Genomic DNA, 18,586 nt, shown 5'->3' on the forward strand with positions numbered 1-18,586 from the left:
CTCGGCCGCATGGCGCAGCTCACGGCCGAACTGAATCGCCACATTTTTTCTTACCACGTGCAGGATGCGCCGACCATTCCGGACGCCGAGTACGACCGCCTGTTCCGCGAACTGCAGGCGCTCGAAGCGGCGCACCCGGAAGCGGTATCGGTCGACTCGCCCACCTACCGCGTGGGCGCGACGCCCCTGCCCGAGTTCAAGCAGGTCACGCACAGCATTCCCATGCTCTCGCTGAACAACGGCTTCGAGGACGAGGATATAGAGAACTTCGACCGCCGCGCGCGCGAGGGCCTCGATTGCGAGCAGGTCGAGTATGCGGCCGAACTCAAATTCGACGGCCTGGCGATCAGCCTGCGCTACGAGAACGGCGTGTTCGTGCAGGCCGCCACGCGCGGCGATGGCGCCACCGGCGAAGACGTGACGGCGAACATCCGCACGGTGCGCGCCATTCCGCTGCGCCTGCATGGCGACACGGTGCCGGCGGTGCTGGAAGTGCGTGGCGAAGTACTGATGTACAAGGCCGATTTCGCCAAGCTCAATGCGCGCCAGCGCGACGCCGGCCAGAAGGAGTTCGCCAATCCGCGCAACGCCGCCGCCGGCAGCTTGCGCCAGCTCGACTCGCGCATCACCGCGCAGCGCAGCCTGCGCTTCTTTTCCTACGGTGTCGGTGCGCTGGAAGGCGCCGACATGCCGCCATCGCATTCGGCCCTGCTGGACTGGTACCAGACGCTCGGCCTGCCGGTGTCAAACGAGCGCGCCGTCGTCACCGGCGCGCAAGGCCTGATCGACTACTACCGCGACATCGGCAAGCGCCGTCCCACGCTGGCTTACGAGATCGACGGCGTGGTCTATAAAGTCAACCGCCTCGAACAGCAGCAAAAACTTGGTTTTGTGTCGCGCGCGCCGCGCTTTGCCATCGCCCACAAATTCCCGGCCGAAGAGGCGCTTACGCAGGTGCTCGACATCGAAGTGCAGGTCGGACGCACCGGCGCGATCACCCCGGTGGCGCGCCTGGCGCAGGTCAACGTGGGCGGCGTGAACGTCACCAACGCCACCTTGCACAACGAAGGCGAAGTGCGGCGCAAGGATATCCGCATCGGCGATACGGTCATCGTGCGCCGCGCCGGCGACGTGATTCCGGAAGTGGTGTCGTTCGTGGCCGACCGCCGTCCGCTTGATGTGCGCGAATTCGTCATGCCGGCCAACTGCCCGGTGTGCGGCTCGCCCATCGTGCGCATGGATGATGAAGCCGTGGCGCGCTGCTCCGGCGGCTGGACCCACTGCAGCGCCCAGAAGAAGGGTGGCCTGATGCACTTCGTGTCGCGCCGCGCGCTCGACGTCGAAGGCCTGGGCGACCAGCTGATCGAACAGCTGGTCGACAAGGGCCTGATTCATAACGCGGCCTACCTGTACACGCTCGACAAGGAAAAGCTGGCGGGCCTGGACCGCATGGCCGCCAAGTCGGCCCAGAACGTGGTCGACGCGCTCGAAAAATCGCGCGACACCACCATGGCGCGTTTCATTTACGCGCTCGGCATCCGCAACGTCGGCGAGTCGACCGCCAAGGCGCTGGCCCAGCACTTCGGCAACCTTGAAGCGCTGCTGCACGCGGCCAGCTTCGAAGGCGGCCTGCAACTGCTGGAAGTGCCCGACATCGGCCCGATCGTGGCGCGCTCGATCAGCGAATTTTTGACCGATGCCGACAACCTGGCGCTGGTGCGCACCCTCGCTGGCGTTCTGCGCTGGAAGGAAGGCGAGCACGTGATGAAAAACACGGGCGCCATGGCCGGCAAGACCTTTGTCATCACCGGCACCCTGCCGACCCTGTCGCGCGACGAAGCCGGCGCGCTGGTCGAAGCGGCCGGCGGCAAGGTCTCCGGATCGGTATCGAAAAAAACCTCCTATGTCGTTGCCGGTGCGGATGCCGGCAGCAAACTGGCCAAGGCGCAGGAGCTCGGCATCACGCTCCTCGACGAAGCGGCCCTTCTTTCACTGCTGGCGACAGCATCTTCCACGGAACCGAATCAAGATGAATCCAGTTAGAAAAGCAGTCTTTCCCGTAGCCGGTCTCGGTAGCCGTTTTTTGCCGGCCACCAAGGCACAGCCGAAGGAAATGCTGCCGATCGTCGACAAGCCGCTGATCCAGTATGCGGTCGAAGAGGCGGTCGCCGCCGGCATCACCGAAATGATCTTCATCACGGGCCGCAACAAGCGCGCCATCGAAGACCATTTCGACAAGGCCTACGAACTAGAATCGGAACTCGAAGCAGCCGGCAAGGAGGCGCTGCTCGAACTGGTGCGCAACGTCATCCCGAAGAACATCAACTGCATCTACATTCGCCAGTCGGCGCCGCTGGGCCTCGGGCACGCGGTGCTGTGCGCGCGTCCGGTGGTGGGCGACGAGCCGTTCGCGGTGCTGCTGGCGGACGACTTCATGGACACCGATCCGGGCGAGCGTCCGGTGCTGGCGCAGATGACCGACGTCTACGCCTACGAACAATGCAGCGTGCTGGCGGTGCAAGAGGTACCGCGCGCGAACACGCGCCAGTACGGCATCGTGAAAGCGACCTCGTACCGGGAAAACCTGGAACTGGTGTCCGAAATCGTCGAAAAGCCGATGCCTGAAGTGGCGCCGTCGACCCTGGCGGTGGTGGGGCGCTATATTTTGTCGCCCAAGATTTTCCGTTACCTGGAGCACATCGGCACCGGCGCCGGCGGCGAAATCCAGCTCACCGACGGCATTGCCGCGCTGATGGCCGCCGAACGCGTGCTGGCTTACCGCTATGCGGGCCAGCGCTACGATTGCGGCTCCAAGCTGGGCTACCTGACTGCGATGACGGCGATGGGCCTGAAGCACCCTGAAACCGGCGAGGGCTTCCGCACCTTCCTCGAACAGCTGCACCGCGAGCAGAATTTCTCATGACCGTCCGCGAGATCCTCAAGATGGGCGACCCGCGTTTGCTGCGGGTGGCCGAACCGGTCCGCGAGTTCGGCACGCCGGCCATGGAGGCGCTGATCGCCGACATGTTCGACACCATGCACCATGCGAATGGCGCCGGGCTGGCCGCGCCGCAGATCGGCGTTAATTTGCAGCTGGTGATTTTCGGCTTCAAGGACAACCAGCGCTATCCGGACGCGCCGGCGGTGCCGCAGACGGTGCTGATCAATCCCGTGCTTACGCCGCTGTCGAACCACAAGGAAGAAGCATTCGAAGGCTGCCTGTCGGTGCCGGGACTGCGCGGCAGCGTGCCGCGCTTCACCCACCTGCGCTATGAAGGCGTGGACCAGCATGGCCAGCGCATCGAGCGTGAAGTCGACGGCTTTCATGCGCGCGTGGTGCAGCACGAAGTCGACCACCTGCTCGGCATCCTGTATCCGATGCGGATCGAGGACTTCACCAAATTTGGCTACACGCAGGTCATGTTCCCTGACCTCGACCCTGACGAAGACGATTGATCACCATGATATTGAAGACATTGCCGGCCCTGGGCCTGGCGCTGCTCGTGTGCGCCCCGGTGCTGGCGCAGAATGCGGCAACCCCTGACGCCACCGCCACCGCCTTCGACGGCAGCGAAAAGCGCAGCCAGGTATGGCTCACCAGCGGTTTTGCGACGTACCACTTCCAGAGCGACAAGGACCTCAACGGGCGCAATCCCGGGGTCGGCGTCGAGTACCGCCTGTCGGAGCATTCGGCGCTGACGGCGGGACGTTTCTTCAACAGCGACCGGCAGCACTCGAAGTACGTGGGCATGTATTACCAGCCCCTGTCGTACGCGGGCGTGCGCCTTGGGGCGGTGCTGGGCGGGTTCGACGGCTATCCCAAGATGCGCGACGGCGGCTGGTTCCTGGCTGCGATTCCGACCGCCACGTTCGAATACAAGCGCGTGGGCGTGAACGTGGCGGTGGTGCCGACCTACAAAGACCGGCTGCATGGCGGGATTTCGGTGCAGCTCAAACTCAAGCTGTTCGAGTAATCCTACTTGAGGTGCTGCGCGAAAAAGGCCCGTGTCCTGTCGTTGGCCTGCGCGGCCGCCTGCGCGTCGAAGTGCACGCCGTTCCAGCGCGCGAAGGCGTGGTTCTGGCCGGGATAGGTAAAGATCTGCACGAGCGGGTTGCCCTCGGCCGCCTTGGCGATGGCGGCGCGCGCGTTTGCTGAAATGTATTCGTCGGCTTCGCCCAGGTGCATCATCAGCGGGCAGGCGAGATTGTCGAAGGCGTCGGTGTGCTTCTCGGTGCCGCCGCCGTAGTAGGCGACAGCGGCGTCGGGCCTGGCGCGGGTGGCGGTGAGGAAGGTCAGCAGGCCGCCCATGCAAAAGCCCATCACGCCCGCCTTGCCGGTTGCGCCGGGCAGGGCGCGCGCCGCTGCCAGGGTGGCGGCGATATCGTCCACGCCCTTGTCCACGTTGAACGCTTTATAGAGCGTCATGGCTTTTTTCCATTCGGCGTCGGTCTTGTCGGTCAATTCCACATTCGGTTCGAGGCGCCAGAACAGGTCGGGGCAAACCGCAATGTAGCCTTGCGCGGCGAGACGGTCGCACGTCTCGCGCAGGTCGGCGTTGATGCCGAAGATCTCTTGCAGGACGACGATGGACGGAGCGGGCGTGGCGGCCGGACGGGCGACGTAGGCACCAAAGCTGCCGTCAGGCGTGTCGATGGAAATGCGTTCGTTCATGTGCTGCCTCCTTGCGCTGGTGAGGAGACAATTGTGGCACAAACAGGCAATCCGGAACGCCCGCGTAACACGGGCGTCCTGCTCAACGCTTTACTTCCCCCAGCGGGTCACCCTTGTTCCAGGTCGGCATGGTGGCCGCGTTGGCCACCTCGTACCCGAGATTGAGGGTGAACTGCGCCTGCTGCACCATGCCGCGCAAATCCCAGGCCGGGTTGTACTCGTCGCTGACCTGGTGGTAGTGATCCTTGAAGCCGGCCATCTTCGCGTTTGAGGCGCCATGATCGTGGTCGAACTCGAAGCTGCCATCGCCCGAGAACACCGCCGATCCCACATTAAACGCCGGCACGCCCGCTTTGGCAAAATTGAAGTGGTCGGCGCGGAAGTAAGCCCCTCCCAGGTCGGGAGTTTGCGGTGCCAGGCGCAGGCCCATGGCCTTGGCCACCTTGGCGGCGCTGGCGTGCAGGCTGCTGCGTTCCGCGCCGGCCACGCCGATATCGCGCGTGAGGCCGACGAAGTTCATGCTGTCCAGGTTCAGGTCCGCCGCCGTTTTTGCCAGCGGCCAGACCGGGTCGCGCACGTAGCCAAGGCTGCCGATCAGGCCCTGTTCCTCGGCGCACGGCCACAGGAAAATCTGGGTACGGCGGGCCGGCTGGCGTACCGCCACCTGCGCCATCGCCAGCAGCGCGGCCGAGCCGGAGGCGTTATCGACCGCGCCATTCCAGATGTGATCGGGCCTGCCTTCGGCGCTGTCGATGCCGAGGTGGTCCCAGTGGGCCGAATAGATCACGGCCTGCTCCTTGAGCTTCGCGTCGGTGCCCGGCACGATGCCGACCACGTTGAACTGTTCGACCGGGCGAATGGCGCTGTCGACGGCCACCTTGGCGCGTGCTTTCAGATCGACCGCCTTGAAGCCGCGCACTTCGGCCTTGGCGCGCAGGGCGTCGAGATCCTGGCCGGCGGCCGCGAACAGGGCGCGCGCCGTCTCTTCCTGCAGCCAGCCTTGCAGCGCGTTGCCTTCGCCGGCCAGGTGGAACTGCTCCTTGCTCATGCCATTGGCCGGCACGCTCCACGGGTACGAGCTTGACTCGGTCGTGTGAATCAGCAGTACGCCAGCCGCGCCGCGGCGCAGCGCTTCTTCGTATTTGTACATCCAGCGCCCGGGGTAGGTGAGCGACTTGCCGCCGAAGCGGTTCGGTTCCGCCGCGGTGGGCTTGGGGTCGTTGACCATCATGATCAGCAGCTTGCCCTTGACGTCGACGCCCTTGTAGTCGTCCCAGTTTTCATCGTCGGCGCTGATACCGTAGCCGACGAACAGCACCGGCGCGTCGAAGCGCACCTTGGATTTGCCGCTGGCGTTGTTGAAGACGATCTCCTTGCCGAGCTGCGGCGACATCGTCTTGCCGCCGACATCGAAGCTCACCGCGCTGGTGGACAGCGTCTTGGTGCCGACCATGTTCACGGACTGGCGGTACACCTTCCCGACGCCGGGCAAGAGACCGATGGCGGCGGCCTGGGTTTCGAGATAGCGCACGGCCAGTTCGCCGCCGCGCTGGCCGGTGCCGCGCCCTTCGAGCATGTCGTCGGCCAGAAAGGAGAGGTGGGCGCGCAGCGGCGCTTCCGTGACCACTGGCGTTGCCGCGCTGGCGGCGCGTTTCTGGGCGAGGGCCGGCTGGCTGGCGAGGACGAGGCCGATGGCGAGTGCGGAAACGCGGCGCATTGATGCTCCAATAAAAATGGAGCATCGTGCCATGAATGGGGCAGGGGCGCAATCCGGCATCCTCGCGTGCAATGGTTGCCACGTTGCGCCGCACCGATATATCAATTACAATTTTGCAACTTTCGGCGCGCATGCGCCCTTCATCACGTTCACGTGTTCGCGCACGATCATTTTTGCCGCAGCTTGCCTGCCCGGAGAAACACGATGTTCCATCTTTCCGTCGCACTCGTGACGACCTACGGTCTTCTCGCGCTTGCTGTTTGTTCAGCGTGGTTCGCCCCGATAACGTTGCGTTCCGAACTGGTGGTTCCGCCATGGTTGTGCTTGCTGACGCTTGCGTGTGCAAGCGGTGTGGCGACCGGCTTGCTGTCCCTGCAAGCCATCGCGGCGCTCATTGTCCTCGGTGCGCTGGCGTATGCCGCGAAGCGCAGCAAAACCGGGCCGCTGCACGTGCTGCTGATGGTGGCGATGGGGTGCATGCTGCTGGCCATGTCGATGCACCGTTTCCCCGGTTTCGTCAATCCGCCGCTGGTGTCCGATCTGCTGATCAGTGCCGCGGCGGACCCGGTGACGCAACGGCTCAATTTCGATACCGCCGCCGCCGGACTGATCCTGTTCGCGCTGTTTTGCGTGCCGGCCCGGACCGGCGCGCAATGGCGCCCGGTCAGGCGGAATTACTGGATCATCCTCGGTACCCCGCTGATCGTGCTGCCGGTCGGGGTGATGGTTGGCTATGTCGACGTGGACTTCAAGCTGTTCGCTTACACGCCCGTGTTTTTCGCGATTAACTTGTTGTTTACCTGCGTGACCGAGGAAGCATTCTTCCGCGGCTTCATTCAGGAGCAGCTGACGCGCGCGATGAGCCGCTGGAAGGCGGGGCCGACCATCGCCCTGTGCGTGGCGGCGCTCCTGTTCGGGCTCGCGCACGCGCGCGGAGGGCCACTGCTGATCGGCCTGGCGACCCTGGCCGGGCTGGGATACGGTTATGCCTACCTGCGCTCGAAACGCATCGAAACGGCCATCCTGACGCACCTGGCGCTCAATGGCATCCACTTCATCGCATTCACGTATCCACGCTTGAGCCCAGCCTGAGGTAGCGGCGCGGGCGCGCACGTCTGTCGCTGCAACATGATCAAATCCGCAATTTTATTGTTGCGATAGTTGTTTATCAATGGCAATATGCTTGCTCAACGGCTACAGATCCCTCTGTCGCGCGACGACCCCGTTCGTCCCTACCACCTCACTCATAAGGATAATTTCATGAAACAGTACAGCGCCGAATTTCTCGGTACATTTTGGCTCGTGCTCGGCGGTTGCGGCAGTGCCGTGCTGGCGGCGGCGTTTCCGGGCGTCGGCATCGGGTTGCACGGCGTTTCGCTGGCCTTCGGCCTGACCGTGCTCACCATGGCGTATGCGATCGGCCATATCTCGGGATGCCACCTGAACCCGGCGGTGTCGATCGGCTTGTGGGCCGGCGGGCGCTTTCCGGCGTCGAAACTGCTGCCTTACATCGGCGCCCAAGTGGTCGGGGCGATTGCCGCCGGCGGCGTGCTGTATATCATCGCCAGCGGTGCCGCCGGCTTTGACGTGAGCAAGGGTTTTGCCTCCAACGGCTACGGCGCGCATTCGCCGGGCGGCTACTCGCTGCTGGCGGCGCTGGTGACGGAAGTGGTCATGACGATGTTCTTCCTGATCGTGATCCTGGGCGCGACCGACAAGCGCGTGCCGGCCGGTTTCGCGCCGCTGCCGATCGGGCTGGCGCTGACCCTGATCCACCTGATCAGCATTCCGGTCACCAACACCTCGGTTAACCCGGCGCGCAGCACCGGCGTGGCCCTGTATGTGGGCGATTGGGCAGTCGGCCAGCTGTGGCTGTTCTGGGTCGCGCCGATCGTTGGTGCCTTGCTCGGTGCGCTGGTTTACCGTTTCATCGCCAGCGACGACAAGTAATCCGGGCCGGCGGCCGCTGCGCCACCTCAGGCTACTGCCTGCACGGTGTATCCCACCACCAGATACAGCTCCGTGAACGTGGCCGGGTCGAACGCCTCGAAATCGGCCCCATTGTCGCGGAAACGGAAGCGCCACTGGGCGCCGCCCGCGCCCAGGACCGCCGGGGCGAACGCGCTGACCGTGCTGGTGGCATAGCGGGTGTCGTCCGGGTCCACCGCCAGCGCACTGATTGCCGCCGCGGCCAGCGGTGGCGCGCCCACTTCCCATTCCACATCCGGTTCGCTGCCGGCAGGCCGGCGCGGGTACTCCGCCAGCAGCTGCACATTGCGCAGGCGTATCAGCCGCTCGTCGCCGCCGATGATGCGCTCGCGCTGCAGCTCCACACGCAATTCCGGCGCGGAACCCGGGGCCGGATTGCGCAGCGCGGTCCAGGCGGAGGCGAAATCGGCCGACACGCGGAAGACGCGCCGCAGTTCAAGCCGGCTTTGCGCCGCCACCAGCTGGGCGCGCAGATTGGCCATCGCAGCGGCCCTGAACGCGCCCGCTTCCTCGCGCGCCGTATAGCGGATGTGCAAAATGACATCGGCGATGCTGTCGTAGTCGAAGCCGCGCAGCGTTTCATCATCCATCAGTTCGATCGACCAGCGGCTGATCGCGCCTGCGCCCTCGAACGGCAGGATACGTTCGTCGCGCAAAGCCGGCTCGAACAGGCCCGCGTCGTTCTGGCCGGTGCTGGTCGCAATCGCGCTGACCGGTACCTGCTCGTCGCGAAAGCGTGCGTCGTCGAGCGCCATGCCGTCCTGCATGCGGCGCGCATACCCCGCCGCCCCGCCGGGCAATTCCACGCTGGTGCGCACGCTGTTGCGCAGCAGGCGCAGGGTGCAGGCCAGGGTCGTGTTGGCGCCCGTTACGCAGGGAATCGAGATGGCGACCGATTTGATGCGCCGGAAATAGTGCCCGGGGTAATCCAGGTCGAACAGCTCTTCGGGCAACTCGATCTCGCAGCGGCCGTTGCGCCGCAGGCCGATCAGTTCCAGCGGCGCCGCCAGCGCTACCGACACGTTCTTGGTCAGCTCGAAGCAACGCCGGTTGGCCGCCAGGTAGGCGCTATCGAGGCGGCGCAGGTCGAGCTGCAGGCGCTCGCCCGATTGCAAGCCCTTGCGCGCGCTGTCCCAGGCGCCGAAACCGATGATCGCCGAGGTGGCCAGGCCATGGTCGAAACGGTAGCAGCGTTCGGCCAGCTTGGCGTGCGCGTAGGCCAGCTTGTAGGTCTCGAAAAAAGTCTTGCCGATTTCCGCCGCCTGCCAGCTGTACAGCTCCTGGCCGGTGTATTTGCTGCGCATGAACTGGTCGACCGCTTTTGCGTTGTCCACCTGCTGCTCATGGTTGGCCAGTTCGCGCCTGGCGTTGGCTACGCGGATGCCGGCGCCGGCGATCTGGATGCCGACCTGTTCGATCTCGCGCGCCGTCACGCTGGCCTGCATCTGCCAGTCCTCGAAGCGGCGCTGGTAGCCAGCCACGGTGGACACCATGCCGGCGCCCTTGTCGATGATGCCGGCGGTCTGGGTGAGCGCCTTGGCCGCCATTTCCAGCGCGCGCGAAAAGGCCATGCCGCCGGTCTGCACCGCCACGTGGGGCGAGCCGCCGAACCCGGACGCGCCGGCCGAAAAATTCGGAATCGCCGCCATCACGCCGCCCAGGGTGTCGGCCACCACGGCGCCGACCGAGATCACCAGCGAGGCCGCGCTCATCGTCTGCGCGGTCGATTCGCCGGCGTTCATGAAGGTACGGGTGACGTAGAACTGGTTGCGCAGGCGCGCCATGGCCAGCGCCACTTCCAGGTTGGCGACCGTGCTTTCGGCTTCCGCGATGGCGGCCAGCTTGATGGCGCGGGTGGCGTCGAGCAGCTTGAGTTCATGGCTCTGGCGCAGCAGGGCCAACGCTTCGCCATCCTTTTTCTCCAGCGCCGACAGCAGCGAGCCGGCGGCCGCCTTGAGGTCGGCGGCCAGTTCGTTGGCTTTTTGCAGATAGGTGGCAAAGCGGTAGGGCGGCAGCGGCGCGGCGCTGTCGGCCAGCAAGTCCCCGGCGGACACGCCCGCCATCATCGCCGCGATCGCCGCGGCCGGATCGATTGGCGGCGCGAACAGGGACGTCTTGCGGGGCTGGCCGAGCAGGTCGAGGCACGCCTGGTACTTGTGCACGCGGTCGTCGACCAGGCGCCACATCGAGAGCAGCTTGTCGTTGCGCGGAATGCAGAAGTGCAGCACGGATGGCGGCGCGGCCCCGCTTTCGGGCGGCCCCATGGGCGGCAGGGCCGGCAGCAGGTCTTCCACCGCCACCATGGCGTTGCCGAAGGCATCGATATCGAGCTCGATCTCGGCATAGGTGCGCGCCACGGGTTTCACGCGCGGCGCCACTTCCTCGGGCATCTCGCCAATGAATGACTTGGCATACAGGTACAGGGCGCCGCCGGCCATCACGCTTTCGACGTCGGAGGCGGCAAACAGCTTGTCGCCCCAGGCCACCAGGTTTTCGACGAAGCGCAGGAAGGCGGCCTTCTGGTAGGCGATGTTACGGCTCGATGCGATCAGGTGCGGGTCGAAGGGATGGTCGCGCCAGGTGGCGACCTGGCGTATCAGTTCGTCGCGCGCGGCCATGTCCACGCCCGGGTCGCCCGGCTGCGCCGCCAGCAGGCGCATGATGCTGTCGATGCGGCCGGCCGCATAGCCGGGCGCTTCACGCTCGAAAAAGGGCTTGGTGATCCAGAAGCGCCGCTTGTCGCCGGCCGCCAGCGGCACCCCGCTGACCGGGTCCTTGCCGTCGGCGCCGGTAGGATCGAAGATATGGCGCAGCCAGCGCATCGCTTCTTCGTGCCGGCCGGCCCGCATCAGCTCCGTCCCGACCATGAAGGGTGCGTGATAAAACAGTTCCCAGTTGTACAGCGAATAGGCCCCGCGCGCGCTGAAGTCGACCTCTTCGCGCGGGTGGTAGACCGCGTTGCCGTGCTGGTCGTCGCGCAGCACGACCGCGTCGTTCGGGTGGTAGCTGGCCGCGAAATCGAGCTCGCCGCGCAAAAACTGGGTCGGGCGCGCCATCAGCCGCGCCACGCCGCCTTCGAGCAGCCTTTCGCGCAAGGCGCACACCATCGGATGATAAAAGGGCGACATGCGCAGGCGCCGGTTCGGATCGAACATGAGGATGAAGTCGATGATCAGCTGCACCAGCGGTTGCAGTGCGCTGCCGACGCTGCGTACCACGGTGGTGCTCCAGTCGAGCAGGGTGGAGCCGGTGAGCAGGCGCCCGTCCGGCGGCGCCGACACCGGTTCGACGAAAAAGCTGCGGCGCTTGTCGGCCAGGATCCACGGTGCCCGCGTGCCGGTCAGCACGAACTGGCGCCGGTCGTTGCCGTGCGTGGACGCCACCGACTGGCCCATCAGAATGGCCAGCAGGCGCATCGACTGCAGAAAATTGAGGTCGAAGTTGTTGATGTGGTGCGGGTAGGTGATGCGCTTCCAGGACGGCGTCTCGCCCAGGATCAGGGTGCCGGCGCCGTAGGTGCTGCCGCCCACCGCGACCAGCGACGAGTTGGTCTCCATCTCGACGTCGCGCGCGGCCTGCAAGTGCATGTTGACGAAGGTCACGTTGGCGACCGTGACGCTGCCTCTGGTCGGCTCCGGATAGCCGCGGCAGCCCAGAAACTCGTAGTACTCGCCGCGGCCCGAGTAGTAGCGCGCGTCGGGATCATGGAAGTAGAAGTTGCCGCCATCGAGTTTGCGCAGATCGAGCGGGGTCCAGGCGAGCCGTGCCTGCAGCGGCAGGACCCAGGTCGAGACCACGGTGGCGGTCGGCAGGAACTGGGCTGCCACTTTCTTGGGCGACCATTTGCCGTTGCGCAGTTCGGACAGCGCCACGCCGGTCGACAGGCCAGGATTCTTCACTTCCGCGGCGCCGCCGCCGCCCGCGCCGGGAATGGTGATCGTGTCCCCGGTTGCCGGCTTCTGTTCGCGAAATTCGGGCCACGCCAAAAAGATGCGGCGGTCGTACATGAAGGGCACCACCGGCGCACTTTTCAAGTCCAGGTCAATTTTGGACCAGGCGCTCCAGCGCTCGGCCGGATGCTCGAAGCGGCGGTAGAACCAGGCATGCGGCTCTTGCCCCGCCGTGCGCCCGACCACGTGCACGGCGCCGCGTCCGCTGCCGCCGCCGTCTTCCCAGTGGACACCGGTGACGTCCAGGTTGGCCACCTGGTCGAGCTTATCGATATAGTTGAGGAAGGCTTCGCGCGCGCTGTCTTCGGTCAGTTCGGTCTGCAGCAACTCGTCCTGCAATTCCTTGAAGGCGTAGGATTTGTCGCGCCGTAGTTCCGGCTCGACCCAGTTTTCCGGGAACAGGAAGACCTTGCGGTTCGCTTCCCACAGCCGGTACGCCTTCATCCAGTCCCACTGGTCCCAGCGCGCGTCGCTGGCCATGGTGGGCGATACTTCCGGCTCGAAGCCGAGACGGCAGCGCTCGACGAAGGTCTGGACCGCGATGGTCGCCTGGACGATGCGCGATGTCATCTGGCAGGCGCCCATCTTGGGGTCGATCAGCAGGTAGGCGAAAACGTCGGTCGGCCGGCGCCAGCTTCCCGTGGGCGAGGGCGGCAAGGTGCCGCCGCCCGGCTGCACGTGGGCCAGCAGGTAGTCGTGCAAGGCGTCGCGCCGCAGCGTGCGCAAGCGATCCTGGACCTGGCGCAGCGCGACGGCGAACTGTTCGCCCAGGCGTGCGCGCATGGCCATGCGCGCCAGCGCCGCTTCATCCTTGCCGGGCGCGGCGCGGCCCAGACGCAGCGCGTCGGCCGCACCGAGGCCGGTCTTGAGCACCTGGCCCAGGGCGCGCTGCAGGCGCAGCCAGCCCGACGCGGCGAAAAAGTCGGCAGGATAGGCTAGCCCGAGTCCGGCGCCGGGCTGGGCCAGCGGCGCGACGTCCGCCGTGTTCCATCCGAGCGCGCTGTTGGCCGCGCCGTACAGGTCGAGCGTGGCGCCCCCGCCGCCCGGGCTGACCGTGCCCGGTGCTGCCAGGATGCGCGCCATCAGGTCGAGCAGGCGCAGCGGCTTGCGCGCACTCTTGCGGTCGAGCAGCAGGATTTCCCCGAGTCCGGCCAGGCGGGCCAGCGGCGGCGCGACCGGCGCGGCACCCGTGTACGCAAGCGGCAGCGCCTGGAACGCCAGCAGGTCGCTGCCGGAGGTGGCCAGCGTGATGGCCAGGTCGAGCTCGCGCGCGCCCATCAGGAACAGGGTGGCGATGCGGGCGCTGCGGTGCAGCAGGTCGACGCCCTGGAATTGCGCCAGCAGGGCGGCGGGCGTGAGCGGTCCGGCCAGATCGACGAAGGCGGCCCGGTCGCCAAGTACCGCCATCAAGCTGCGCGCACCCAGGTTGATGCGCTCAAGCAGGACCAGCATGGCGTCGCGTTCCAGGCCGGTGATGGCCTGCAGCGCCGCCGTGATGGTTTCCTCCGAGGCGGCGCGGCGCGCGCGCGGCAGCAACACCGCCAGCAGCGCCTGCAGGTTGGCGCGTACCTTGACGTCGGCGGCCGCCTCGTCGTCGCCGGCGGCGGCGAACTGCCACGTGGCGAAATCGGCCAGCCGTTCGGCCGCTGCCACGGGCGTTGCGCGCGGCTGGGCATACAGCGCGGCCAGCGCCGCCGCCCAGGCCGGGTCCGGCGAGAGGGCCAGCAGCGCGTCGCGCTCGGCCGCGCTCATGACGCCGTCGAACTGGAACACGTGGCGCCGCGCCACATAGCGGGCGCGCCGCTTGAACTCTGGCGGCAAGGCCAGTCCGGCGGGCAGGGCGGCCAGCGCCGCTTCGTAGCGGGTCGAGACGGTGGCCAGCGGCAAGCGCCATTGCGCTTCCAGCGTGTCCAGCGCCGCCAGCCAGAGCGGGTCGGCCGCCACCGGCCCGGCCCCGGCCACGCCGGAGAGCAGGGTTTTGGCCGCTGGCGACAGGATGCCGGTGTAGTTGAGCACCATGCGAGCGCCATCGTTGACCACCGTCAGCGGCAGGGCCAGCACGGCGCTTGACGGCGTGTAGGCGCCCGCCGGCGCCGGCGCGATCTCGGCGCGCGCCACCAGGCGGTGCTCGACGATGGCGCCGATCAGCGCGGCGCGCTCGGGATCGGGGTCGAGCAGCGCCAGTCCTTCACGCAGGCGCGCGAGCAGGGTGGCGCGGCCAGCGTCGGCCGATGGCGCCGCCGTGTCGGCATCGACCGTTCGCAGTTGCTCGCGCAGCGCGCCCAGCGCTTCGCCGATGGCGTCGGCCGCCAGCGCACCGTCGGCATCGAGGCGCGCTTCCAGCAGGTGCGCCAGGGTGGGGCCGTCCAGTCCCAGCGCGCGGGTGCGCGCGACCAGCTCGAGCACGGCCAGCAGGGCGGCCGGCGAGGCGAATGGATCGCTTGCGGCCAGGCGCGCGAACACGGTCCATTCGGCCACCCCGAGGCCAAGGGCGCGCGCCACTCGCGCATGGCGAAACAGCAGCGACAGATTGTCGAGCGACAGCGCCGCGCCGGCCAGCGGCAGCAGCGCTTGCAGGTCGGCGTCGCCCAGCTGCAGGGCCGCGCCGAGCGCCGCCCGGTGATCGGCCAGCAGGGCGGTGGGCGCCGGCGCGCTGACCGCGTCCAGCGCAAAGGCCGGATCGAGCGGGCGCTGCACCAGCGGGTCGAGGAACAGGCGCGCATACAGCGACGGCAGCGGCATCTGGTGCGGCTGCTCGAAGCGGTCCTGCGCCGGAATCGGTCCGAACAGGGCCGCCGCTTCCTCGGGCGGAATGTCGCCGAGGGCGCTGCGCACTTCCATCACCTGCGCGATCGCCACCAGGTCTTGCGGCACGCCGAGCGCGCCGCCGGCGCCGAAGCGGCGCACCAGCAGGTCGGCGTCGGCGGCCGGCAGGGCCAGCGCGCGCGTCAGGCGCAGGAAACGGTGCAGCCGGTCCAGCACGGCCGCATCGAGCCCGGTCAGGCGCTTTTGCGCCAGGTCGCAGCTATCGTCCAGGTGCGCGATGGCGAGCGCGCCGCCACTGTTCGCGTAAGGCAGCGCCAGCAGGCGCAGCAGGTCGGCATAGGACAGGCCGGTCAGGTCGAGAAAAGCCGGCACGTGCTCCATGCGCGCCACCGCCTGCGCCACGTTGGCCGCGCCCCATTGGGCCGACGGATCGGCCGCCGGCGTCACCAGGATGCTGGCCAGCGCCGGCGAGATGCCCAGGCGCGCGGCGGCGATGTCGAATTCGGCGGGATTGTTGGGCAGCGCGGGGCCGCGCAGGGTGCGCATCAGGCGATGCCGTTCGATGCCCAGCTTGGACAGCGCCTGCGCGGTTTCGGCCCCTTCCAGGTCGAGCGGCAGGGTCCATGGGTAGCTGATGCCGGCCAGCGCCGTCTGCGCGCTGGCGTTGGCGTATTCGGGCATCAGTTCGCGCTCGCGCGCGCTGCCGTGGGTATTGCGCAGCACCAGCACCGCCAGCGGTCCGGCGCCATCGGGCACGCGGAAATGGCGCTGGCCGTCGCGCACGATCCAGCTGGCGCCAACCTGGCGCACGCGCGCCGCCGCGCTCAGGGCGACCGGTTCGGCGAAGCCGGCAAAGGCGGCCACCACGGCGGCATCCGGCGCGTGGTCGGCGCTGTCGGTGGGCAGGGTCGGACGCAGGGCCGCGCCCAGGGTGCCGACGCGGTCGGGGGCGACCAGCTCTTCCATCGCCTCGATCGCCAGGTCGACATACGGCAGGGGCGTGTGGGCGTTGGCGCAATCGAGGTCGATCCAGGCCAGGTCCGGACGGCGCGCCAGCAGCACGTCCTTGGCGTTGCGGCCGGTGCCGAGCTGGCGGTTGAAGAGGAACAGCAGCAGGTCGGCCAGGTAGGCCGCCGGACTGAGTACCGAGCGGCAGTCCTCGCAGGCGCAATCGTTACCGAGCGCGAACAGGGGCGCCAGTTCAGGGAAACTGGCGTCCTCCTCCAGCGCGCCCATGACCATCGACGCGCCCACCTGCACCTCGGCCGCGAGGCCAACCGCCACCTGCAGGCTGGCGGCGGCGGTGGTCGCCGCCCGCGCGTAGGCCAGGCGGGCCGCGCGCGCGCTCATGCCGGCTTCCTCGCGCAGCATGGCGACGATGGCATCCTCGCCGCGCCGGTAGACCGCCTGCGCCGAGTGCAAGCCATGGCGCGCCATGACCGCCACGGCCGGGTAGTCCGGGCTGACCTTGTACAGCCGCTGCAGCGGCTTGAGCACGGCGGCCGCCTGCCGTCCTTTGCCCTCGCCGCGCTTGGCGAAGTAGCGCTCCAGCGAGAGGTCGGCGAATTCTACGTCGGGCTGTTCGCGCAGCAGCGCCTCCAGCTGCGCCGTGGCGCGGCCCGCTTTCGGGTCGCGCGCGGCCGCGCCGGCGAAGGCCTGGGTCGGGTACAACTGGGCGAAGCGCGCCTCCAGCAGCGCGCCATAGCGGGCCAGGTCGCCGCCGGCGGCGGCGATGAAGGCAGGCGGCGTGCGGTCCGGATTGTGCTTGAGCAGCAGTTCGTGCCAGGCGCCGGCGTCGAGGCGGGCCAGCATGCGCACGTCGTCGGCCGAGCGCAATTGCTCCGCCAGTTGCAGCGTCAGGTCGGTGTCGCCCAGGCTGGCTGTCCCCAGCGCTACCACGCCTTCCACCCGCCGCACCAGCTCCGGCGCGACCTCGGGATCGGCCTGCAGGCGGCGCAGGAATTCGGCGCTGTCGGTGGCGTTGTCGAGGTGCTGGCGCACGGCGCCGGCCTGTTCGCCCAGCACCCGGTTCAGGGCCGCCAGCGGGATGCCCAGGCGCTGCCTGGCCTGCTCGTCGCGGCTGGAAAAGTCGGCGAAGGCATCGGCGAAGCGCGCGATTTCGTCCTTTGACGCCGCGATGATGGCGCGTTCGGCGGCGTTGTCCAGGGCCCCGGCGACCTGGCGCCGCGAGACTTCGCCGAAGCGCTCGCGCAAGGCTTTGGCGCGCGCATCGAGTTCGGCGGGTGCGGCGTGTTCGCCCGTGGCGGGCTCGCTCCACAGGCCGCCCAGCACCAGCGCGAACAGCATGTGGTGCTCGAATTTGGTATCGCGCGCCAGCCGCGCGGCCACCGCCAGCGCGGCGATTTCGGACGGCGCGAAGCCGGTTTCGCCGGCCAGGAAGCTGACGTCGCGAAAGCGGGCGTTTTCGTCGATTTCCTCGATCCGTACTTCCTGCTGTTCGGCCAGCGGCGCCAGCGCCGCCATCAGGCGCCGGAACAGCGAGGGGCCGCGCGTAGCGAGGCGCACATCATGGACCAGGTGCGCCGGGGCGTTGAACAGGATGGCGCTTTCGTACAGCGGCGTCTCGGCCTTCGGTTCGCCCACCTGCACCACGATGTCGGCGTAGCCTTTCTCGGCGCGGGCGAAGGCGGCGCCGTCGTAGGGAATCAGGTAGTTGCCTTCATGGTCGGTATGCACGCTGCCCAGCATCTGGCGCACCCGCAAATCCTGGTCGTAGACGCGCACTTCGATGGCGGCCACCGGCACCCCGTCCGAGCCGCGTACGGTGCCTTCGACGTACAGCAGGTCGGCGGCCTTGCCGTCGGTGTTGAGCGCCAAGCCGGCCGCCTCCAGGCGGCGGTTGATCTCGCCGGCCGCCGCCGCGCCCAGCACCATGCGGGTATCGATGCGCAGCTTCGCCCCGCGCTCGACCGCGCGAATCGCCGCGACCGTGCTGGGACCGGCCACGCCGGCGCTCATTTCGGCGTCGGCGATCGGAAAGCGCAGCGCGCGCAAGGCCTGCTGCAGGCGCGCGACCTGGCCGGCATCGGCTACGCCGATACTGGTGACGTAAGCGATGGACTCGTTCATGGTGACTCCGCGTTGATGGGGGAAAGGTCTTGCTCGTGATAGGTCTTCTTGAGGCGCTTGCCGTCCTGGCTCACGTAGTACATCGGCGCCGCCTCCTTGAAATGCCAGCCGACCCGCGCCACGATGCCGCGCTGCGGCACGCCGGATTTGATGAACCGGACCGTGTCGCCCACCCAGTAGCGTGGCGCCGGCAGCGGCCGCAACAGGTCGGCGCGTACGCGGAAGCTGGCCTGGCCGGCATCGAGCAGCACCCAGCCGGCGGCGTCGGCCCCCACCCCGAATACGGTGGCCGGTGGTCCCATCGCGGCGAAGGCGGCCAGGTCGTCCGGATGGACCAGGTCCGCTCCGTCTTCCGGAAACCAGTTATACAGCGCGAAGCGCGAAGGGCGTGGCGGCATCGTG

10 protein-coding genes are annotated in these 18,586 nt (G+C 67.7%); 6 read left to right on the forward strand and 4 right to left on the reverse strand.

Translation table 11 applies throughout. From position 1 onward, the window contains the following. Positions 1 to 9: 9 nt before the first annotated feature. From ligA to RBA40_RS10100, 4 genes are read left to right on the forward strand one after another with little or no spacing between them, the layout of a single operon-like run. Positions 10 to 2,043 carry an NAD-dependent DNA ligase LigA gene (gene ligA, locus RBA40_RS10085; RefSeq protein WP_306647830.1) on the forward strand — a complete coding sequence of 678 codons (2,034 nt, stop codon included), beginning with the start codon at positions 10 to 12 and terminating at the stop codon, positions 2,041 to 2,043. Next, entirely contained in the window at positions 2,030 to 2,923 is an 894-nt protein-coding gene (gene galU, locus RBA40_RS10090) for a UTP--glucose-1-phosphate uridylyltransferase GalU (RefSeq protein ID WP_306647775.1), read from the forward strand. The genes ligA and galU overlap by 14 nt, the downstream gene beginning before the upstream one ends. Next, positions 2,920 to 3,456, forward strand: a complete 537-nt coding sequence (gene def, locus RBA40_RS10095) for a peptide deformylase (RefSeq protein ID WP_306647776.1) — start codon at positions 2,920 to 2,922, stop codon at positions 3,454 to 3,456. The genes galU and def overlap by 4 nt, the downstream gene beginning before the upstream one ends. Positions 3,457 to 3,461: 5 nt before the next feature. Continuing rightward, complete coding sequence (locus tag RBA40_RS10100) at positions 3,462 to 3,974, forward strand: hypothetical protein (RefSeq protein ID WP_306647777.1); 513 nt, start codon at positions 3,462 to 3,464, stop codon at positions 3,972 to 3,974. Positions 3,975 to 3,976: 2 nt separating this feature from the next. Here the strand turns inward: RBA40_RS10100 and RBA40_RS10105 are convergent, their stop codons facing one another. Continuing rightward, complete coding sequence (locus RBA40_RS10105; protein WP_306647778.1) at positions 3,977 to 4,672, reverse strand: dienelactone hydrolase family protein; 696 nt, start codon at positions 4,670 to 4,672, stop codon at positions 3,977 to 3,979. An 82-nt stretch (positions 4,673 to 4,754) separates the two neighbouring features. Beyond that, positions 4,755 to 6,389 (reverse strand): M28 family peptidase, encoded by a 1,635-nt coding sequence (locus tag RBA40_RS10110; protein WP_306647779.1) that lies wholly within the window; start codon positions 6,387 to 6,389, stop codon positions 4,755 to 4,757. Between the two features lie 363 nt (positions 6,390 to 6,752). Here RBA40_RS10110 and RBA40_RS10115 point away from each other — a divergent pair, with 363 nt between their 5' ends. After that, positions 6,753 to 7,481: a CPBP family intramembrane glutamic endopeptidase gene (locus tag RBA40_RS10115; protein WP_306647780.1), complete on the forward strand. Its 729-nt coding sequence runs from the start codon at positions 6,753 to 6,755 to the stop codon at positions 7,479 to 7,481. A gap of 168 nt (positions 7,482 to 7,649) precedes the next feature. Further along, a complete protein-coding gene (aqpZ, locus tag RBA40_RS10120) occupies positions 7,650 to 8,339 on the forward strand; it encodes an aquaporin Z (protein WP_306647781.1) in 690 nt (229 codons plus the stop codon). Between the two features lie 26 nt (positions 8,340 to 8,365). Here aqpZ and RBA40_RS10125 read toward each other — a convergent pair whose 3' ends face one another. Next, positions 8,366 to 18,184, reverse strand: a complete 9,819-nt coding sequence (locus RBA40_RS10125) for a Tc toxin subunit A-related protein (protein ID WP_306647782.1) — start codon at positions 18,182 to 18,184, stop codon at positions 8,366 to 8,368. Further along, positions 18,181 to 18,582: a DUF6960 family protein gene (locus tag RBA40_RS10130; RefSeq protein WP_306647783.1), complete on the reverse strand. Its 402-nt coding sequence runs from the start codon at positions 18,580 to 18,582 to the stop codon at positions 18,181 to 18,183. Before RBA40_RS10130 ends, RBA40_RS10125 begins: the two co-directional genes overlap by 4 nt. Positions 18,583 to 18,586: the final 4 nt, after the last annotated feature.

Source organism: Massilia pseudoviolaceinigra, from assembly GCF_030846505.1.
GTDB classification, from domain to species: domain Bacteria; phylum Pseudomonadota; class Gammaproteobacteria; order Burkholderiales; family Burkholderiaceae_D; genus Telluria_A; species Telluria_A violaceinigra.